Source organism: Pseudooceanicola sp. HF7, assembly GCF_011806405.1.
In the GTDB taxonomy this organism is placed as follows: domain Bacteria; phylum Pseudomonadota; class Alphaproteobacteria; order Rhodobacterales; family Rhodobacteraceae; genus Pseudooceanicola.
Map to the genome: position 1 here is coordinate 1 of NZ_JAATOW010000035.1, position 19654 is coordinate 19654.

Genomic DNA, 19654 nt, shown 5'->3' on the forward strand with positions numbered 1-19654 from the left:
GGCAACCGGATCCGGGGCGCGGCGTCTGCCGCTGCGCTCACGGCCCGGTGCCGCCCGCCGCGCCGGTCGGATGGCCCGCCTGTTGCTGGCCGCGCTGGCGCTTTCGGCGCCCGCCGCCCCCCTGGCGGCAGAGATCCTGTCGGCCCGGTTTGCAGGTGAGACGGATCGCTACCCCCACGGCGTTCTGGGGGATAAGATCGAATATTCCATCCTTGAACTGGCGCTCTCTGACGGTCGGGTAAAGCGCTTTGTGCTGCCGCCCCAGAGGGTGTTCGAGGATACCGCACCCCGGCTGCAGGACCTGGATGGCGATGGCGCGCCGGAGGTTCTGGCGGTGGAAAGCAGCGCCACGGCAGGCGCGCGGCTGACCATCTGGACCGAGGAGGGGCTGCTGACGGCCACGCCCGCGATCGGGCGCCCCTTTCGCTGGCTTGCGCCCCTGGGTGCGGCGGATCTGGACGGGGATGGCCGGATGGAGATCGCCTATGTCGATCGCCCCCACCTGGCAAAGACCCTGCGGATCTGGCGCCTTGACGGCAGCCGCCTGACAGAGATCGCCGCGCGCCCGGGCTTCAGCAATCATCGGATCGGCTGGGATTTCATCCCCGGCGGGATCCGCGATTGCCCCGGCCGCGCGCCGGAGATGATCTTGGCCGATGGTGATTGGCAGCGGGTGATGGCGGTGACCCTGACGCCGGGCGGCGAGCTGCGGCAAAGAGGGATTGCCGCCTATGCCGGGCCGGAGAGCCTGCGGGACCAGATGGCCTGCGATTAGGGGGCTACGACTAGGGCCACGTGATTATGGGCCAGAGACTAGGGACCAGTGGGCCGGGTCTGATCGGCGGGAAGGCCCAGCGGCCTTGGCCCGCCCATGGTCCAGAGGATGTAGGGCAGGCTGGCGATCGGCAAGGCATCCGGCTGGCGGAAGGGCCAGAACTTCCAGATCAGCACCGCGCCGCAGACCTTCGTGGCCGCCAGGAAGGGCAGGGCGGCCAGCAGAAGGACGATCCGGTCAAGGAGGCTCAGGAAGGCTGCGCCGGTCAGCGCCAGCCCGATGGTGAGCACCCCCAGCCCGATCAGGAACAGGACCAGCCTGCGGCGGCCCGTCTCTTCCATCTGGTACGTGAGGGTGGGGCGGAGCTCTGATAGGCGCACGGCCAGGGCAGAGAGCATCGCCAGAAACTGCTGCTGATCCTCCTCCGGCCCCCCCGCACGCGGCGACAGGACGACCGTCTGCCGGATCTGCCGCGTCGGGGTGTGCAGGGTAAAGCGCAGAAGACGGCGGCGCCCCCGCCGCATCTGGACCAGTTCTGCGCCGTCAATCCGGGTCAGATCGATCTCTGTTCCCGGGCCGCTCAGGTGGTCCGGCGACAATTTCCATGTCTCTGCCGACCGGCCTGGAGCGGGTCGGAAGACAAAGGTCCTAGCCGGAAGAGGGGGCGGTGAGTCCATTTGCCTGCAGGTTACGCAAAAGCCGTTATCGCGCAAGTTGTGAGAGCGATTAATCGGTACTGAGAGGGTTTTTGCACGGGAATCATGCCGCGATCCTAGCTCTTTCTCGCGTGATCTGACCATGCCCCCATGAAAAAAGCCGGCGCTGTCGCACCGGCTTTGATTGCATGTGGTTCCCGCTATGCGGTCGGGACGGCCCGCTTCAGGTCAGTCAGATGCCTGGCCCAGGGCGCGCCAGCCGATGTCGGACCTGCAGAAGCCATCGGGCCAATCCAAGTCTTCGACCATCGCATAGGCCCTGTCGCGGGCCTCTTGCAGGGAGGCGCCGCGCGCGGTGAGGTTCAGCACACGGCCGCCATTGGCCAGGACCTTGCCGCCCTCTGTCCGGGTGCCGGCGTGGAAGCACATCTGCGTGGCGCTTTCCGGCAGATCGTCCAGGCCCGCGATCACGGTGCCTTTCTCATAGGCGCCGGGGTAGCCCTTCGCGGCCATGACCACGGTCATGGCGTGATCGTCGGACCAGTTGACGCTGGCCTCGGCCAGGCGCCCTTCGGCGGCGGCCTGCAGCAGATCCAGCACCTGGCCGCCCAGGCGCATCATCAGCACCTGGCATTCGGGATCGCCGAAGCGGCAGTTGTATTCCACCAGCCGCGCCTGGTCGTCCTTGATCATGAAGCCGGCGTAGAGCACCCCCTGGTAGGGCGTGCCGCGCCGGGCCATCTCTGCCAGGGTGGGGCGGATGATCTCTGCCATGGCGCGCTCGACGATGGCATCGGTCAGCACCGGGGCGGGGGAATAGGCCCCCATGCCGCCGGTATTGGGCCCTTCGTCACCGTCGAAGACGCGCTTGTGATCCTGGGCGGTGCCGATGGGCAGGGCGTTTTCTCCGTCGCAGAGCACGAAGAAGGAGGCCTCTTCGCCCTCCATGAATTCCTCGATCACGACCTCGGCACCGGCGGCGCCGAACTCACCGCCGAACATGTCGTCGATGGCGGCCAGGGCCTCTTCCTCGGTCATGGCGACGATGACGCCCTTGCCGGCGGCCAACCCGTCCGCCTTGACCACGATGGGCGCGCCCTGCTCGCGGATATAGGCGCGCGCGGGTTCGGGTTCATCGAATTTCGCATAGGCGGCTGTGGGGGCATTGGCCGCGTCGCAGACCGCCTTGGTGAACCCCTTGGAGGCTTCAAGCTGGGCGGCGGCCTGGCTGGGGCCGAAGGTCAGGATGCCCGCATCGCGCAGCGCATCGGCGACACCTGCGGCCAGCGGCGCCTCGGGGCCGATGATCACGAAATCCACCGTCTGGGCTTCGGCGAATTCCACCACGGCGCCGCTGTCTTCGATGTCCAGTTCGGCGCATTCGGCCACGCGGGCGATCCCGGCATTGCCTGGGGCCACGATCAGCCGGTCGCATTTCGGGTTCTGGACAACGGCCCAGGCCAGCGCGTGTTCGCGCCCGCCGCCACCGAGAATGAGAATGTTCATGAGGCCTCCGCTGCGTTCCTGCGCGGTTTAGCGGCAGGCAGCATCCGGGGCAAGCACAGAGGGGCGCGGGCCCGGTGGCACAGGGCTGCGCGGGGTCGGCGGGGCAGGGGCATTGGAAGGATAAGGGGGCGCTGTGGAGCCGATGCGGGGCCCGTCATGAGCCCCCGAACCAGGGCGTGAAATCGGGCGCCGCCGTGGGCGGCTTTGGGGCAATTGTGGCAAAATCCCGCCAACGCCGGGGCAAGCCCCTTGGCAGATCACAATTGATGTCAGAGTGTTTACCAAGCCGGACGGGACATCCGGTCACAAGCACTCGAGGGACAACGGGGAATTAATCCGTGAATTTGACACGCCTGAAGCTGCCCTTGCGCGGCCTGTCGGTGATTGGACTTCTCAGCATGGCTGCCTGCAGCCAGGTTGGGGAGGACATGTCGGGCCTTGACCCGAACCGCCTTTCCTTTGCCATGCAGGAGGTTGAGACCCTGCAATCGCGCGGTGCCCGCGTCTGGTGCGTGCCCTTCGCGCGCAACGCCTCTGGAATCGACATCTTCGGGGACGCCCGCACCTGGTGGTCCCAGGCCAAGGAACGCTTCCACCGCACCGAAGACCCCCATGTCGGATCCGTGATGAGCTTCACGGCCACGCGATCGATGCCGCTGGGCCATGTCGCCGTGGTGTCGGAGGTGATCTCGGACCGCGAAATGCGGGTCGATCACGCCAACTGGCACCGCAACAAGGTGTCCCTGGGGATGCGGGTCGTCGATGTCTCTAAGGACAACGACTGGAGCCGCGTGCGCCTGGAAAGCAATCCCGGTGCGCTTGGCAGTGTCTACCCGGTGAACGGTTTCATCCTGCCCAACGGCTGAGCGCCCCGAAGGGGGATCGGCGCAGCGGGTGCAAGGTTCTGCACCCCAACACCCCCCAACACCGCAGGGCGGGGCTTTTGGTCCGCGCCCGCTCTGGTATGGTGGCACCAAGAGCAAAGAGGTGGGCAGTGGATCTGTTTGAAGAGGACGCACCGGGCAACGCGCCGGAATTCACCGTCACGGAGATTTCCGGGGCGATCAAGCGGGTGATCGAAGGCGAATTCGGCCATGTCCACATCCGTGGAGAGATCGGCCGCGTCAGCTTTCCCCGCTCCGGCCATGTCTACCTGGACCTCAAGGACGACCGGAACGTCATCTCTGCCGTGATCTGGAAGGGCGTCGCCTCGCGCTTGGAAACCCGCCCCGAAGAGGGGCTTGAGGTTGTCGCAGTGGGGCGGATCACCACCTTTGGCGGTCAGTCCAAGTACCAGCTGGTGATCGAGGACCTGAAGCCCGCCGGCATGGGCGCGCTGATGGCCATGCTGGAAAAGCGCAAGGCGGCGCTGCAGGCGGAGGGGTTGTTCGCCCCTGAACGCAAGAAGGCGCTGCCCTACCTGCCAGAGGTCATCGGGGTGGTCACCTCGCCCTCTGGCGCCGTGATCCGCGACATCCTGCACCGCCTGCGGGATCGCTTTCCCCGCAAGGTGATGATCTGGCCGGTGGCCGTGCAGGGCAAGAACTGCGCGCCCGAGGTCACCCGCGCCATCGAAGGTTTCAACCGCATGAGCCCCGGCGGCGCGATGCCCCGGCCCGATCTTCTGATCGTGGCTCGCGGGGGCGGCTCGATCGAGGATCTCTGGGGCTTCAACGAGGAAATCGTGGCGCGGGCCGCGGCGGCTTCTGAGATCCCGCTGATCTCTGCCGTGGGGCATGAGACGGATACCACCCTGATCGATTTCGTCAGCGACCGACGCGCACCCACGCCCACGGCGGCGGCGGAACTGGCGGTGCCGGTGCGCGGTGAGCTCTTGGGCTGGGTGGCCGAACAGGGCGCGCGCCTGGTGCGCGCCGAAACCCAGGCGCTGGACCTGCGCAGCCAGCGCTTGCGCGACCTGGGCCGCGGTCTGCCGCGCAAGGACAGCCTGCTGGAAGGGCCGCAACAGAAGTTGGACCACCTGGGTGAGCGCCTGCCACGGGCGCTGGTCGGCCTGGCCCAGGCCCGCCAGGTGAAGCTGAGTGAAAGCGCCGGCAGCCTGCGCCCCGGTATCCTGACCCGCCGCCTGGCCGAAGATTCGCGCCGGCTGGAGGCCCTGTCGGCCCGGCTGGAACCGGCGCTGTCCCGCGCGGTGGATGCCAAGAGCGAAGCCCTTGGCCGGCGCGCGGACCGCCTGAGCCTGGGGCCGATCCGGCGTGAAATCGACCGGCAGGGCCGGGACTTCGCCCGCGTGGTGCAACAGATCCGCCAGTTCGCGGAAGCTGACCTGCAACGCCGCCGCGACCGGCTGGACAGCCTTGATCGCCTCATGTCCTCGGTCAGCTACAAGGCGACGCTGGCGCGGGGCTATGCCATGGTGCGCGATGGTGAGGGCCGGATCCTGCGCAGCAAGGCAGAGGCCGGCAAGGCCGCCGCGCTTGAGCTTGAATTCGCGGATGGCCGGGTGGCCGTGGGCGGCGGCAAAGCCGCCCCCAAGGCGCGCAAGGGCGATGAACCGCCAGAGCAGGGCTCTCTTTTCTGATCAGACGCCAACTTCCGGCCCCATGCATTGCATGGGCTCGGGGGTTTTCTGGATCTCGTAGAGCTCCGTCGTGCTTTCGCCGCTCTGAAAGCTGGCAGAGATCCCGTCGGGCCCCTGGAAGAAAAGCCAGCACTGCGGATCGCCCGGGTCCTCGTAGACGAAGCAGATCTGCCCGTCCTGTTCATACCAGCTGCCGTCCTTGCAGTCGCCGTCCAGGAAGGACCAGCGCACGCGGCGGCCGGGCAGGTATTCCTCTACCCCGTAGGGCTGGCCGCCGGAGCCATAGTAGAAGGTCTTGCCACGGGAGTACTCGTCAAATTCGCTTGCGGTCATAGGGGATTGCGCTGCCAGCGGCGCGGCACTGAGCAACAGGATCATGGCGGAGCGGAACAGGGGGCGTGTCATGGGCAGAGCCTGACAGAAGCGCGTCGAGTCGGGAACACCCATGCGCGGGGGATCACGCAGTTGGCATGGGCGTGCCGGAATTCCCGGCGGTGCGGCGCCACTCCGCCAATCGGGGATCCATGACGCGCCGCCAGCCCCGGGGCCAGAGCGCCAGGGTGGCCATCACCGGCAGGCCGCGCGGCAGGATCGGCATGGAGCGGTCCAGCTGCAGCCCGGGATACAGTCGCCCGGCATGCAGGTGGTGATCCGAATGGCGCGGCGCGTTCAGCATCATCGCCTGGCTGGCCGCCTGCGGCGCGTTCCAGGAATGGCGCATCGCCACTGGCTCGTAACGGCCATCGGCGCGCCGGGTGCGCTCAAGCCCGTAGTGCTGCACGTAATCAGAGAGCAGGATCTGCCCCTGCGCCAGCAGGCAGAGCGCGATCCAGAGCGCCAGCCCCCGGAGACCGCCAAGCAGAAGCGCCGCCGCCAGGATCCCCACCGCCACGGCGATATCGCCCAGGTAGGGATTGCGCCAGACGGACCGGCCCGCGCGCTTGAGGTCACGCCGCTCTGCCGCCAGGCCGGCGCGGAAGGATCCGACCCAGGCGCGGGGGAAATAGTGCCAGAACCCTTCTCCACGCCGGGCAGTATTGGGGTCTTCGGGCGTGGCCACCCAGACATGGTGCACCTTGGGATGGGCAGAGGCATGGTGCCCAAAGAGCATCGTGGCATAGAGCAGCCGGCCCAGCCGCCGCAGCGGGCGGGCAGGGCGGTGGATCAGCTCATGCGCATTGGGGTGGGTGACCTGGCCGAACCAGTTGGCGAAAGCCAAAAGCGTGGGCAGCACGGCCCAGCCGCTGACGCCCGGGGTGTTGAGGGTGCCCGCGCCGCAGACCCAGACCAGGGCCAGCACCACCAGCCCCAGGTGAGCCAGAGCCAGCAGGAGGGAGAGCCACGCTCCGGCGGTGAAATCAGCCTCTGGATCGCCGTTGTGCCAGTTCGGCGGCAACAGCCGATCCATCAGCGCCACGCCGAGGGTCATCCACAGGAAGGCCGCCCAGCTCCAGCCACCGCCAAGGGCAGCCGCCGCGACAAGCAGCGACAGGGGCAGGCAGGTGGCAATGAGAAAGCGCGTCATGGCCCCCTCCCTGGGGTTGTTTCCGGCTGGGCAAGCCGCATCTTCCGGTCCATCGTGGTTCTCAGCCCCTTGCCGGCCAGATTGCGGTGGGGGGCCTTCCATCACTGGTCATTACGCACTACTTCTTCCTCAAATCACAGGCGGATCCAAGATGGCTCTTTTCACCAAGCTGCGCGAGCGGCTCTTCAAATCCTCTTCCAAGCTCGAAGCCGGGCTGGATGCGATCGTCGAGGATGGCGGAACGACGGAACCGGACACCCGGCCGGAGCCGACGCCTGACCCGGCCCCGGAACCCACGCCGGTTCCCGAACCCCAGCCGGAGCCCGAACCGAAACCGGACCCCGCGCCGCAGCCTCAGCCCGAACCGGATCCCCAGCCGGAACCCGAGCCCACGCCAATCCCGCAGCCCGAACCGGACCTGCCGCCGCGACCCAGCACGCCGCCCGCGCCCGATCTGCCGGAGCCCGAGTTGCCCTCGCCCGGCCCGCAGGAGGTACCCGCGCCGGGGCCTGACATGGTGCCGACACCGGTCCGGGAAACGCCGCGCCCCGCGCCGCTGGAAATGCCCATCGAGCAACCGCAGGAGCTGCCAAGGGAAACCAGCGGGCTGATGTCGCGGCTGTTCCGGCGCGATGGCGGCGTGCCGGTGGTGCGCCGGGAGCTGGATGACGACATGCTTGAGCAGCTCGAAGAGCTGCTGATCGCGTCGGACATGGGGGTGGATACCGCCCTGCGCGTGACGGCGAACATGGCCGAAGGGCGCTTTGGCCAGAAGGTCTCCACCCGCGAGATCAAGACAATGCTGGCGAACGAAGTCACCCGGATCATGGAGCCGGTTGCCCGCCCGATGCCGCTTTATGCCAAGAAGCCGCAGGTGGTGCTGGTCGTGGGCGTGAACGGGTCCGGCAAGACGACGACCATAGGCAAGCTGGCGTCCCAGTTCAACGCGGCCGGAAAGAAGGTGATCATCGCCGCCGGCGACACCTTCCGCGCGGCGGCCGTGGAGCAGCTTCAGGTCTGGGGCGATCGGGCCGGCGTGCCGGTGATGAAGGCCGATCAGGGCACCGATCCTGCCAGCCTGGCCTTCGACGCCATGACCCGGGCCGAGGCCGAAGGCGCGGACCTGCTGATGATCGACACCGCCGGGCGGCTGCAGAACCGCGCCGACCTGATGGAGGAACTCTCCAAGATCGTGCGCGTCATCCGCAAGAAGGATCCCGAGGCGCCGCACAATACGCTGCTGGTGCTGGATGCGACCACGGGCCAGAACGCCCTGAGCCAGGTGGAGACCTTCCGCAAGCTGGCCGATGTTTCCGGCCTGGTGATGACCAAGCTGGATGGCACGGCCAAGGGCGGTGTGCTGGTGGCGCTGGCGGACAAGTTCGGCCTGCCGATCCATGCCATCGGCGTCGGTGAGCAGCTGGACGACCTGGCCCCCTTCGATCCCGATGATTTCGCCCGTGCGCTTACGGGCCTCGACTGACAGGTTTCGACAGACTGGCTCGGCGCCAGCCCCCCAGGCAGATCCGGACAGGGCCAGGGCAGGGCCCGCGCCCTAGATGTTAAGGATTAACCGTTCCGGGCTGCGATGCCGACTTTCAGCAGATACAGAACCACCACCGCCAGAAGAGAGGCCAGCGCGGCCAGGGCGATATTGCCCATCCCGCAGCACAGGCCCACGGCCCCGGCCAGCCACAGCCCGGCCCCGGTGGTCACGCCCTGAACCTTGTCCTCTGCGGTAAAGATCGACCCACCGGCCAGGAAGGCGACGCCTGCGGTCACGGCCTCGATAACACGGATGGGATCCTTGCGGATCGAATCGTCATCCGCCAGCGGGTCCATCAGCAGCCCCAGCATGATCAGCGTGAACAGGCAGGCGGCCAGCGCGACCATGATATGGGTGCGCAAGCCGGCCGATTTACGCTGGTACTCGCGTTCCCAGCCGATCACGCCGCCCAGGATGATGGCGGCCCCAAGGCGCAGGATCACGGTGGACCAGCCAAAGCCGGCGACGGGGGAGGCGAGCTGTACGGTGAGAAATTCTTCCATGCGCAGTCAACGCCGCAGCCCGCCAAGAGGTTTCACGCGATGGGTGCCGGGCTGGCAATCGGGGGGCACCCTGGCCGCCGCCGCGAAGACGTGAACGCCTCCATGTCCCCTTGCGATTGATCCCGGCCCCGCCCGTGGTACTAGGGACATCAGACGGCGGACAACCAAGGAGAGCCACGTGGCCGACGACAGCGCAGCGCGCAAGATCCACCCGATCCTGAAGATGGGCCTGGAACTGGGCCCGATCCTCTTGTTCTTCGCCGCCTATATCAAGGTGAAGGACCAGAGCTATGTCATCGCCGGCAGCAGCTATGACGGCTTCATCCTGGTCACCGCCGCCTTCATCCCGCTGGTGCTGCTGTGCACGGGGATCCTATGGGCGCTGACGGGCAAGCTGTCCAAGATGCAGCTGGTGACGGCGGTGCTGATCACCGTCTTCGGCGGGCTTTCCGTCTGGCTCAACGATGACCGTTTCTTCAAGATGAAGCCGACGCTGATCTACCTGCTCTTCGGGGGGGCGCTTGGCCTTGGGCTGCTGCGCGGGGAAAGCTGGCTGCAATCGGTGATGGATGACGTAATGCCGCTGAAACGCGAAGGCTGGATGATCCTGACCCGCCGTCTCTGCGCCTTCTTCCTGGTGCTTGCCGTCCTGAACGAACTGATCTGGCGCACCCAAAGCACCGAGATTTGGGTCTATTTCAAGACATTCGGCCTGACTGCTGCAATTTTCGTCTTCTTCATGACCCAGGGCAAGGTGTTCCAGGACTACGCGGTCGAGGATGAAGAAACCTCCTGATTTCCCCGGATTTTCCGGAAAAAGGCTTCGCGCTGAAAGGCGGCGGGTGGGCATAGGCCCTCCGCCGCCTTTGTGTTTTTTAAAAATTTAAGTGAACATTCATATGAAATTTCCTCTACCATGAGGGCACGCGGCCGGAACCGGCACAGAGAATCGTCGGAGCGGTCGGACAACGTCCAACAGAACAGAGGTGTCCCAATGTCGCTGAATTCTTCGCTCAAATTCCCCCTCGCACTGGCCTTCGGGGCCGTCATGGCCGGCAATGCGCTGGCCGCTGACAAGATCGACCTGCAATCGGCTTGGCCGCTGACCCTGCCGGCCTCTGGTCAGAACGCCGCCCACGTGGCCGAACAGATCAATGCCATCGGGAGCGACCTGCTTGAGGTCAAGGTCTACGACGCGGGCAAGCTTGTCCCCTCGCTTCAGATCTTCGACGCGGTGCAGCAGGGCACGCTGGATGCCGGCTATACCTCTCCGCTCTACGTCGCGGGCCGCTTCCCCGGCGTGCAGCTGTTCGGCGGCATTCCCTTCGGGCCGGATGCCTTTGATTACCTTGGCTGGATCTACAACGGCGGCGGGCTGGAGATCTGGGAAAAGATCTACGAGGCTCAGGGCGTCCACCCCGTGCCCTGCGGGCTGATGGATAGCGAAGCCGGCGGCTGGTACAACTTTGAGATCGACAGCACCGAAGCCCTTCAGGGCAAGAAGATCCGCTTTGCCGGCCTTGCCGGTGAGGTGATGAAGAAGATGGGTGCCTCCATCGTCCTGCTGGGCGGCGGCGACATCTATCCCAACCTCGAACGCGGCGTAATCGACGGTACGGAATTCTCCATGCCCGCCATCGATGTCGCCATGGGCTTCGAGGACGTGGCCGATTACTACTACCTGCCCGGCTGGCACCAGCCGGCGGCCTTCAACGAGCTCATCATCAACAAGCGCGTCTGGGACGACATGTCCGAGGCCCAGCAAGGCCTGATCGAGAGCACCTGCCGCGAGACCCACGTCTGGTCCATCACCTCGACCCTGCAGAGCAACGGCGAGGCGATCGAGAAGTTCAAGGCGGCAGGCACCCAGATCATGGAGTTCCCGCCGGAGGTGCTGGCCGATTTCCAGACCGCCACGGATGAGGTCATGGCAGACATGGCGGCCTCTGACCCGGAATTCGCCGAGGTCTGGAATTCGCTCCAGGATTACCTGGCCACCACGGCCGACTGGTCCGCGACGCGCTAAGGGGGCAGGGGCCGGGCAACCGGCCCCGCCTTCGGCCAGACCGCCATGCTGACATTCGCCACATTAATCGACCGGTTGGCAGCCGCCATCGGCAAGGCCGGTGCGCTGGTCCTGCCGCTGCTGGTGCTGACCATCTGCATCAACGTGCTGCTGCGCTACGTCTTCAACCTTGGCCTGATCGAGCTTGAGGAACTGCAGTGGCACCTGAACGCGCTGACCGTCATGTGTTGCCTCGCCTGGGCCTACCAATGCGATGACCACGTGCGCGTGGATGCGCTGCACGCGCGTTTCTCTTCCCGGAAAAAGGACTGGGTGGAGCTTCTGGGAGTGATCTTCCTGCTGCTGCCCTTCACCTGGCTGGTGGCGAAGAACGGCTGGACGATCTTCTCCTTCTCCTGGGCGATCAAGGAAGGCTCTCCCATGCCTTCCGGCCTGCCGGCACGCTACCTGGTCAAGGGCGTGATGGCGGCGGGCTTTTCGCTGCTGGTGCTGCAGGGCATCGCCATCGGGCTGCGCGCCCTCTCCCGTATCGTGAGGTCGCAATGATGTCCGAACTCGCCCTGGAAGCCCTGCCGATCTTCCTGATCTTTGCCACCTTCATGGTGGTGCTCTTTTCCGGCTACCCGGTGGCCTTCGTGCTGGGCGGCACCGGCGTGGCCTTTGCCGCGCTTGGCACGGTCATCGAGCCCTTCGACATCTTCCCTGACGTGGCAGAGCTGCGCATGGTGGGCTTTGTCGCCAACCGGATTTTCGACACGATCTCAAGCTATTCGCTGGTGCCGATGTCGATGTTCATCTTCATGGGCTACATGCTGGACCGCTCCGGCATCGCCGAACGGCTGCTGAAGGCGATGCGCCGCGTGCTGGGACCGATGCCCGGCGGGCTGGCGATTTCTGTCGTACTGATCGGCATGGTGCTGGCGGCCTCTACCGGGATCATCGGGGCCTCTGTCGTGCTGCTGGCCACCATCGCCCTGCCGACGATGTTCGAAGCGGGCTACGCGCGCTGGCTGTCGCTGGGCACGGTGGGGGCAACGGGCTGCCTTGGCATCCTGATCCCACCCTCCATCATGCTGGTGGTCATGGGCGACCAGCTGAGGATCTCTGTCGGGGACCTCTTCATGGGGGCGATGATCCCAGGGGCCCTGCTGGCCATGGCTTTCGTGGTCTTTCTGGTCATCGTGGCGCTGGTCAAGCCCTCTGCCATGCCGCCCTACCGCAAGGAAGCCGGCGCACCGGGCGCGATGCGCGAATTCGTCACCGCCCTTGTCGCGCCGCTGGCGCTGGTCCTGGCGGTACTGGGCTCCATCGTGGCGGGCATCGCCTCTCCCACCGAAGCTTCGGGGATCGGCGCGGCGGGGGCGACCCTGCTGGCGTTGGCCAACCGCAAGCTCAGCTGGAACGACTTGCGCCAGGTCTGCTACGCCACGGGGCGCACCACCGCCTTCCTTTACCTGTTGATCTTCGGGGCCTCCTGTTTCTCCGTCGTGCTGCGCGGCTATGGCGGCGACGAGGTGATCGAGGATCTTCTCTATGCGCTGCCGCTTGGCCCCTATGGGCTGCTGGCCTTCGTGCTGGGGGTGATCTTCGCGCTTGGCTTCTTCCTGGACTGGATGGAGATCGTGCTGATCGTCGCGCCGCTGGTGCTGCCGATCCTGACGGCCTCCGGCTTTGATCCGGTCTGGGTGGCGATCCTCTTTGCGCTCTGCCTGCAAAGCTCCTTCCTGACGCCGCCGGTGGGCATGGCGCTGTTCTACCTCAGGAATGCCAGCCCGGAGGTGAAGATGTCGGAAATCTACCTGGGTGCCTTGCCCTTCGTCGCGATACAGCTTCTGGTATTGCTGATCGTGGCATTGGTACCGGGGCTGGCGCTCTGGCTACCGCAGGCAGGGGGGTGACATGGCCGATCCGATGACCGACGCCAGCGGGCAGCTGGCCATCCTGACGCATATGAAGCGCAACTGGCCCTATTACTGGGTCAGTCGCGTCAACGCGGGCTACGTGCAGGTGCTGGAGCGTCGGCTGAAGCCGCTGGGGCTGGACATGCCGCGCTGGCGGGTGCTGATTTCGCTCTACGAAGAGGAATACCTGTCTGTCTCCCAGATCGCGGAGATCTCGACCATGCGGCTCAACACGACCACCAAGGTCGTGCAGCGGATGCAGGCCGATGGCCTGATCACCACTCGGATCAGCCCGCTGGATCGCCGCGTGACCCAGGTGCGCCTGACGCCCGAAGGCGATGTGCTGCGGGTTCGTGGCCTGGAAGAGGCCAACCGGGTGCTGGCAGCGTCTTTCGTGGATGTCTCTGCTGATGAGCTGGCCCAGCTCAACGCGACGCTGGAAAAAGTCTTCGGGCAGTTGCAGCGGATCTGATCCGGGCTGCCCTGGTGGCCCTTGATCGCCCCGCGCAGGCGGGACGATCGGGGCAGGTCATTTCAGCTTGCCTGCGTCAACCTCAATGGCGTCAGCCCTTCTGGCCGAACAGGATCTTCTGTTCCTCTGCGCTGCTGATGCTGGCGCGCTTCTCTTCTGCCAGAGCCTTGCCCTTCTGGACCGCGGGGCGGTTGCCCACCAGGTCGAGCCAACGCTGCAGGTTGGGCTTGTCCGAGATATCCTGCTGCTGGCCTTCCCAGAGGCAGGCCCAGGGCCAGATCGCCATGTCGGCGATGGAGTAGAAATCGCCCGCCACGTATTCGGTCTTGCCCAGCTGGGTGTCGAGCACCCGGTGCAGGCGGCCGACCTCGTTGCGGTAGCGGTCCTTGGCATAGGGCAGGTCCTGCGGGGGTTCCATGCCGGGGGCGTACTTCAGGAAGTGATGCGCCTGGCCGGCCATCGGGCCCAGCCCGCCCATCTGCCACATCAGCCATTGATCCACGGCGATCCGGTCGCGCTGCGTGGGGCCGCAGAACTGGCCGGTCTTGCGCGCCAGGTACTGCAGGATCGCGCCGCTCTCGAAGATGGAGATCGGTTCACCGTCCGGCCCCTCGGGATCGACGATCGCGGGCATCCGGTTGTTGGGCGAAATCCGCAGGAAGGCGGGCTCGAACTGCTCGCCCTTGCCGATGTTCACAAGGTTGAGGTTGTAGGGCAGCTCCATTTCCTCAAGCGCGATGGAGATCTTCCATCCGTTGGGGGTGGGCCAGTAGAAAAGCTCTATGGGTGCGGTCATGAGGGTCCTCCGTTCCCCACCCATCATGAGGCATTGGCGCCCCAAGGCAAGGGGATGGACCAACTGCGCGGCGGCGTAAATGTGCATTCGTGCAGGGTAAGGCCTGTCACTTCGGCGTGAAGGGCCGCGCCGCCCCGCCCGGTCAGGTCGCGGTAGAGGTCGAAAACGCCGGGGCGCAGGTAGCTGGACCAATGGCAGATCCGGCGCTGCGGCGGGGCAATGTCGTAGCCCATGGCCAGCAGCCCGGCCAGGTGCTCCGGCGCGTCGAGCCGCAGGGTGGGCAGGCCGGGCAGGCGGGCCAGTCCCAGCACCATGTCCCCCGGTGCAGCCGGCGGCATGACGGAGCCGAGCATCCTGTCGTAGACCCGGTTTTCCGCGCTGGTGACATGCAGGCAACGCGCCGTGCGCCCGGCGGGGCTGTCCAGGGCCGCCTCTGCTACGCTGGCATATTCGGCCGCCGCCAGCAGCAACACCCGGCCCAGCGTGCCCGGCGCAAGCGCGGGCAGGGCGGAAAGGATCACCCGCGCGCCCAGCGAATGGCCGATCGCGTGGATCTCGCGCTGCGGATCGTGCTCGTGAATGGTTCGCAGCAGCCCGGTCAGTGCCAGCCCGGCGCGCGCGGCTTCCTCATGGGCCTGCCAGATTGATCCTCTTGCGCCCCAGCCGAAGGCCAGCCCGTGGCGCTGCCCACCGATCTGGCCATAAAGCTGCCGCGGGCCGGCACAGTCGATCCCGAGCCCTCGCGGCCAACTGCGCGCCTTGTAGCTGGGGTGGGCGTCGTGACTGGCAAAGATGTGCTGATGCGGGCAGTGACGGGGCTGCGCGGGATCAAAGCGATAGCCGTGCACCATGACCACCAGCGGCCCCGGTGTGCTCAGAGCCTCTTGCGGTAAGGGACCGGCCCCGTGGCGGCGCCCCTTGGTCCCGATTGCGTCCATCCTGATCAAGGCCATTTTTTCATGCCTGCTGCCCGATGCTGACCAGGACATACCGCAAAACTGCAAACCGGTGATGAAGAGGGCGTAACGGTCGGGTGACGCCTTGACCCGACTCGACGGCGGGGGTAATCGACCCCTCGTGGCGCTTTGTTACCGGATTGCGGGCCACGTTAAACACACCGCTAAAGAGGTCGAGGATGGGAAACCCCTTTCGCTTGACCGCGTCTGGGGTTTTTTTGTGCCCGATTTGGCAGGGCTGGAAGGAAGAGCATGAGCACCGATTGGAAGCAAAGCACGAAGCTTGTCCATGGCGGCATCCGCCGTTCGCAATATGGCGAGGTGGCAGAGGCCATCTACATGACCCAGGGCTTCGTCTATGACACCGCAGAGGCCGCTCAGGCCCGGTTCGAGGAAGCCGGACCGGACGAATTCATCTATGCCCGCTACGGCAACCCCACCGTCGACATGTTCGAAAAACGCATCGCCGCCCTGGAAGGGGCAGAGGATGCCTTTGCCACGGCCTCCGGCATGGCGGCCGTCAACGGCGCGCTCATGTCCGTCTGCTCTGCCGGGGATCACGTGGTCGCGGCGCGGGCGCTCTTCGGCTCCTGTCTTTACATCCTGCAGAACGTGCTGGGCCGCTACGGGGTCGAAATCACGCTGGTCGACGGCACCGACCTTGACCAGTGGAAGGCGGCGATCCGTCCGGACACCAAGGCGGTGTTCTTCGAATCCACCTCCAATCCGACGCTGGAAGTCATCGACATCAAGGGCGTTTCGGAACTGGCCCATGCGGTGGGCGCGCTGGTGCTGGTGGACAATGTCTTTGCCACCCCGGTCTATTCCCGCGCCATCGAATTGGGGGCGGACGTTGTGATCTATTCCGCGACCAAGCATATCGACGGGCAGGGCCGGGCCCTAGGCGGCGTGGTGCTGGGCACGCAGGAATTCATCCGCGAGACCCTTATGCCCTACCTCAAGCATACCGGCGCGGCGCTTTCGCCCTTCAACGCCTGGCTGATGCTCAAGGGGCTTGAAACGATCAAGCTGCGCGTCGACGCCCAGTCACGCAATGCCGCCGCCGTGGCAAAGGCCATCCAGGGGCATGAGAAACTGGCCCGCGTGATCTATCCCGGCCTTGAGGACCATGCCCAGCACGCGCTGGTGCAGACCCAGACCAGCGGCAATGGCGGCACGGTGATCGCCATCGACATGAAAGAGGGCAAGGAGGCCGCCTTCCGCTTCCTCAACGCGATCCGGGTCGGCGTGATCTCCAATAACCTGGGCGATGCCAAGTCGATCCTGACCCATCCGGCCACCACCACCCATGCCTCGCTCTCGGATGAGCAGCGCGAGGTCCTGGGGATCACCCCCGGCCTCATCCGTTTCTCCCTTGGGATCGAGGATGAATCCGACCTGGTGGCCGATGTGCTTCAGGCGCTCGAGCAGGCCTGACAGGCCGCTGACAGACGGTCTGGGCGGGCGCCACGCGCGGCCCGCCCTGACCGGCCCCAATCCCGCGATTTAGTGATCCGTTAGGCACTGCCCCCCGTAAGCCCTCTTGAGGTTGGAAATATGTGTTAACCGCGCATATATCTGGGACGGCGCCGGCCGGCGCGCAAAGGAGGGTCACGCATGAACATCCATCAGAGCGATCTGACACCCGAGGATGACGACGCCAAGGCGGCGCTGGATCTGCTGCGGCAATGGGCAAGCCATGCCAGTGACGCAGAGATCAATGCCTTGGATCCCGCGATCGGCCGCCTGCTGCCGGGACAGGGGGATTATCCCCTTCTGTCAAATGATTACCCGGCAGAGTTCACGGCGGGCGCGAACTATCGCGCGACCCTTCCTGACCTTCAGAACGGGCCGGCCAGCCTGATCCGGGGGGCCAACAAGCCGATCCAGCACGTGGGGATTTCGAACTTCCGCCTGCCGATCCGCTACCATGATCCCCAGGGCACGCCGCTGACGCTTGAAACCTCCATCACGGGGACAGTTAGCCTTGAGGCTGACAAAAAGGGCATCAACATGTCCCGCATCATGCGCAGCTTCTATGCCCATGCGGAAAAACAGTTTTCCTTCGCGGTGATCGAAGCCGCCCTTGATGATTACAAGGCGGATCTGGAAAGCCTGGATGCGCGGATCATGATGCGTTTCTCCTACCCGGTGAAGCGCAAGAGCCTGCGGTCGGGGTTGGAAGGCTACCAGTACTACGACATCGCGCTTGAACTTGTGGATGAGGGTGGCACCCGCAACCGCTTCATGCATCTCGATTACGTCTATTCCTCGACCTGCCCCTGCTCTCTGGAGCTGTCCGAGCACGCCCGGCGCGAACGGGGGCAGCTGGCCACGCCGCATTCGCAGCGCTCCGTCGCGCGGATCGCGGTGCAGGTGCTGCCGGGTCAGGTGCTCTGGTTCGAAGATCTGATCGACATGGCGCGCCTTGCCGTGCCGACCGAGACCCAGGTCATGGTCAAGCGCGAGGATGAACAGGCCTTTGCAGAGCTGAACGCGGCCAATCCGATCTTCGTCGAGGATGCGGCGCGTCTGTTTTGCGAGCAATTGCAGGACGACCCACGCATCGGTGACTACCGCGTGGCCGCCAGCCACCAGGAAAGCCTGCACAGCCATGACGCGGTCTCCATCCTGACAGAGGGCGAAAGCTTCCGTTCGGGCAGCCTGGATCCGCGCTTCCTGGCCACATTGCACCACGCCGGCTGACGCCCAAATAGCGGGCATTGCGGCGCTTTTCCGGGCGGGGTCCGGAAATTGCACTTACATCCCCCCGGCGGCTTGCTAGATTGCAAGCCAAGGGAGGCACGCTGCCATCAACGCCGAAGTACAAGACCTGCGCCCGATTGCGATGCGTCAGCCCCGTGCCCGCGGGGTCCTGCGGCTGTCGGCCAAGCCCGGCGCACGCATTGCCGATCTGCATCAATCCGGCTCCCTCAAGGCGCTGTTTCCGGCCTCTCGCCATGGCATCCTGAACGCGGTCTTCCTGAATACCGCCGGGGGGATGACCGGTGGGGATCGCTATGCCATTCAGGCCGAAGCGCTGGAGGGCGCGGGGCTTTGCGTGACCTCGCAGGCGGCCGAACGGCTTTACCGCGCCCAGCCCGATGAGATCGGCCAGATGGAGGTCAGCCTGCGCGTCGGCGCGGGCGGGCGGCTGGACTGGCTGCCGCAGGAAACGATCTTCTTCGATGCCGCCCGCGTGCGCCGCCGCTTCGACGTGACGCTGGACCCGGGGGCCCGTTTCCTGGCGGTAGAGCCGCTGGTCTTCGGTCGCGTCGCCATGGGCGAGGTCGTGCGCGAGGGGCGGCTGACGGACATCTGGCGCCTGCGCCGCGGTGGCAAGCTGCTGTTCGCGGACAACATTTCCTTTGCCGGGGACGTGCAGGCGGTGCTGCAACGCCCCGCTGTCGGGGCAGGGGCCGGCGCCCTTGCATCGCTGCTCTTCTCGGCGCCGGGGGCCGAAACCCTGCTGGCCCCGCTGCGCGACCTCCTTGGCCCCACTGGCGGCGTCAGCCTTGTCGCCCCCGATCTTCTTTTCGCCCGGATCACCGCAGAGGATGGCTTTGAGCTGCGCAAGCGCCTCATCCCCGCCATCACCCGCCTGTCCGGGCAGGACATTCCCAAAACCTGGACGCTCTGACATGCAACTGACCCCCAGAGAAAAAGACAAGCTGCTGATCTCCATGGCGGCAGAGGTGGCGCGCAAGCGGCTCTCTCGCGGCGTGAAGCTGAACCATCCGGAGGCGATCGCCCTGATCACCGACGCGGTGGTCGAAGGCGCGCGCGACGGCCGTACCGTGGCCGAGATGATGGAGGCCGGCGCCAAGGTCATCACCGCTGAGCAATGCATGGAAGGCGTGCCCGAGATGATCCACGAGGTGCAGGTCGAAGCGACCTTCCCCGATGGCACCAAGCTGGTGACCGTCCATAACCCCATCCGCTGAAGGCGGTTCGGGACACAGGTTCACGCGCGAGATGAAGATTCATGAATCCTCGCGCGGCAGATTAGGAAAGGAGCATACCGCGATGACTTTTCTGGAGAAACTCCTCGGCTTCCTGGGCATGATGCCGGAAGCCAGCCCCGTCCAGGTCCGCGCCACGCGCCGCCGGGAGTTCTGGGAGAAACGCCCATGATCCCCGGTGAGCTTTTCCCGGCAGAGGGCAGCCTGACCCTGAACGAAGGCACAGAGGCCCTGACGCTGATGGTGGCCAATACCGGCGACCGGCCGGTGCAGATCGGAAGCCATTACCACTTTGCCGAAGCCAACGAGGCGCTGGATTTCGATCGTGACGCGGCCCGTGGGTTGCGCCTGGACATCGCCGCCGGCACTGCCGTGCGCTTTGAGCCGGGTCAGCGGCGCGAAGTGAACCTGATCCCCATCGGCGGGGATCGCAGGATCTATGGTTTCAATCAGAAGGTCATGGGCCCGCTCTGACGCGGCGGGCCGTG

21 protein-coding genes and 1 riboswitch are annotated in these 19654 nt (G+C 65.8%); of the genes, 14 read left to right on the plus strand and 7 right to left on the minus strand.

The window, feature by feature from the left end; genetic code table 11:
* The first annotated feature begins 70 nt into the window (after positions 1-70).
* A complete protein-coding gene (locus HCZ97_RS16330) occupies positions 71-775 on the plus strand; it encodes a VCBS repeat-containing protein (protein WP_167690091.1) in 705 nt (234 codons plus the stop codon).
* Positions 776-813: 38 nt separating this feature from the next.
* Here HCZ97_RS16330 and HCZ97_RS16335 read toward each other — a convergent pair whose 3' ends face one another.
* Together HCZ97_RS16335 and purD are read right to left on the minus strand one after the other, a co-directional pair.
* Positions 814-1374 (minus strand): hypothetical protein, encoded by a 561-nt coding sequence (locus HCZ97_RS16335; RefSeq protein ID WP_167690025.1) that lies wholly within the window; start codon positions 1372-1374, stop codon positions 814-816.
* 285 nt (positions 1375-1659) lie between these two features.
* Entirely contained in the window at positions 1660-2937 is a 1278-nt protein-coding gene (gene purD, locus HCZ97_RS16340) for a phosphoribosylamine--glycine ligase (protein ID WP_167690027.1), read from the minus strand.
* A 398-nt stretch (positions 2938-3335) separates the two neighbouring features.
* On the opposite strand from purD, the gene HCZ97_RS16345 reads away from it, so the two are divergent.
* Positions 3336-3803, plus strand: coding sequence for a CHAP domain-containing protein (locus HCZ97_RS16345; protein WP_167690093.1), 468 nt, complete (start codon positions 3336-3338; stop codon positions 3801-3803).
* Between the two features lie 128 nt (positions 3804-3931).
* On the plus strand, positions 3932-5479 hold the full coding sequence (gene xseA, locus HCZ97_RS16350) for an exodeoxyribonuclease VII large subunit (RefSeq protein WP_167690029.1): 1548 nt from the start codon (positions 3932-3934) through the stop codon (positions 5477-5479).
* Here xseA and HCZ97_RS16355 read toward each other — a convergent pair whose 3' ends face one another.
* Positions 5480-5884, minus strand: a complete 405-nt coding sequence (locus HCZ97_RS16355) for a hypothetical protein (protein WP_167690031.1) — start codon at positions 5882-5884, stop codon at positions 5480-5482. It lies immediately after the preceding gene.
* 52 nt (positions 5885-5936) lie between these two features.
* The gene (locus HCZ97_RS16360; RefSeq protein WP_167690032.1) at positions 5937-7004 is read right to left on the minus strand and encodes an alkane 1-monooxygenase; all 1068 of its coding nucleotides are present in this window, start codon (positions 7002-7004) and stop codon (positions 5937-5939) included.
* A gap of 151 nt (positions 7005-7155) precedes the next feature.
* Here HCZ97_RS16360 and ftsY point away from each other — a divergent pair, with 151 nt between their 5' ends.
* The gene (gene ftsY, locus HCZ97_RS16365) at positions 7156-8487 is read left to right on the plus strand and encodes a signal recognition particle-docking protein FtsY (protein ID WP_167690034.1); all 1332 of its coding nucleotides are present in this window, start codon (positions 7156-7158) and stop codon (positions 8485-8487) included.
* An 86-nt stretch (positions 8488-8573) separates the two neighbouring features.
* On the opposite strand, the gene HCZ97_RS16370 is transcribed toward ftsY, so the two are convergent.
* On the minus strand, positions 8574-9053 hold the full coding sequence (locus HCZ97_RS16370) for an MgtC/SapB family protein (protein WP_167690036.1): 480 nt from the start codon (positions 9051-9053) through the stop codon (positions 8574-8576).
* 223 nt (positions 9054-9276) lie between these two features.
* Here HCZ97_RS16370 and HCZ97_RS16375 point away from each other — a divergent pair, with 223 nt between their 5' ends.
* The 5 genes from HCZ97_RS16375 to HCZ97_RS16395 all read left to right on the plus strand — a co-directional run bounded on the left by HCZ97_RS16375 (position 9277) and on the right by HCZ97_RS16395 (position 13452).
* Entirely contained in the window at positions 9277-9849 is a 573-nt protein-coding gene (locus HCZ97_RS16375) for an inner membrane-spanning protein YciB (protein WP_167690094.1), read from the plus strand.
* Between the two features lie 198 nt (positions 9850-10047).
* Positions 10048-11079 (plus strand): TRAP transporter substrate-binding protein, encoded by a 1032-nt coding sequence (locus tag HCZ97_RS16380; RefSeq protein ID WP_167690038.1) that lies wholly within the window; start codon positions 10048-10050, stop codon positions 11077-11079.
* A 45-nt stretch (positions 11080-11124) separates the two neighbouring features.
* Positions 11125-11625, plus strand: a complete 501-nt coding sequence (locus HCZ97_RS16385) for a TRAP transporter small permease subunit (protein ID WP_167690039.1) — start codon at positions 11125-11127, stop codon at positions 11623-11625.
* Positions 11625-12977 carry a TRAP transporter large permease subunit gene (locus HCZ97_RS16390; RefSeq protein WP_217701801.1) on the plus strand — a complete coding sequence of 451 codons (1353 nt, stop codon included), beginning with the start codon at positions 11625-11627 and terminating at the stop codon, positions 12975-12977. Before HCZ97_RS16385 ends, HCZ97_RS16390 begins: the two co-directional genes overlap by 1 nt.
* A 1-nt stretch (position 12978) precedes the next feature.
* Positions 12979-13452, plus strand: coding sequence for a MarR family winged helix-turn-helix transcriptional regulator (locus tag HCZ97_RS16395; RefSeq protein ID WP_254871575.1), 474 nt, complete (start codon positions 12979-12981; stop codon positions 13450-13452).
* Between the two features lie 91 nt (positions 13453-13543).
* Here HCZ97_RS16395 and HCZ97_RS16400 read toward each other — a convergent pair whose 3' ends face one another.
* Together HCZ97_RS16400 and HCZ97_RS16405 are read right to left on the minus strand one after the other, a co-directional pair.
* Positions 13544-14248: a glutathione S-transferase N-terminal domain-containing protein gene (locus HCZ97_RS16400; protein ID WP_167690041.1), complete on the minus strand. Its 705-nt coding sequence runs from the start codon at positions 14246-14248 to the stop codon at positions 13544-13546.
* A gap of 23 nt (positions 14249-14271) precedes the next feature.
* Positions 14272-15186 carry an alpha/beta hydrolase gene (locus HCZ97_RS16405; RefSeq protein WP_217701802.1) on the minus strand — a complete coding sequence of 305 codons (915 nt, stop codon included), beginning with the start codon at positions 15184-15186 and terminating at the stop codon, positions 14272-14274.
* Positions 15187-15315: 129 nt separating this feature from the next.
* Positions 15316-15393, plus strand: a riboswitch (SAM riboswitch).
* Positions 15394-15456: 63 nt separating this feature from the next.
* On the opposite strand from HCZ97_RS16405, the gene metZ reads away from it, so the two are divergent.
* The 5 genes from metZ (at position 15457) to HCZ97_RS16430 (ending at position 19640) form a co-directional block, all read left to right on the plus strand.
* Complete coding sequence (gene metZ / locus HCZ97_RS16410; RefSeq protein WP_167690044.1) at positions 15457-16641, plus strand: O-succinylhomoserine sulfhydrylase; 1185 nt, start codon at positions 15457-15459, stop codon at positions 16639-16641.
* Positions 16642-16821: 180 nt separating this feature from the next.
* Entirely contained in the window at positions 16822-17910 is a 1089-nt protein-coding gene (folE2, locus tag HCZ97_RS16415; protein ID WP_167690046.1) for a GTP cyclohydrolase FolE2, read from the plus strand.
* Positions 17911-18052: 142 nt separating this feature from the next.
* Positions 18053-18844 (plus strand): urease accessory protein UreD, encoded by a 792-nt coding sequence (locus HCZ97_RS16420; RefSeq protein WP_167690048.1) that lies wholly within the window; start codon positions 18053-18055, stop codon positions 18842-18844.
* Between the two features lies 1 nt (position 18845).
* Positions 18846-19148 (plus strand): urease subunit gamma, encoded by a 303-nt coding sequence (locus HCZ97_RS16425; RefSeq protein ID WP_167690049.1) that lies wholly within the window; start codon positions 18846-18848, stop codon positions 19146-19148.
* A gap of 186 nt (positions 19149-19334) precedes the next feature.
* On the plus strand, positions 19335-19640 hold the full coding sequence (locus HCZ97_RS16430; RefSeq protein ID WP_167690051.1) for an urease subunit beta: 306 nt from the start codon (positions 19335-19337) through the stop codon (positions 19638-19640).
* Positions 19641-19654: the final 14 nt, after the last annotated feature.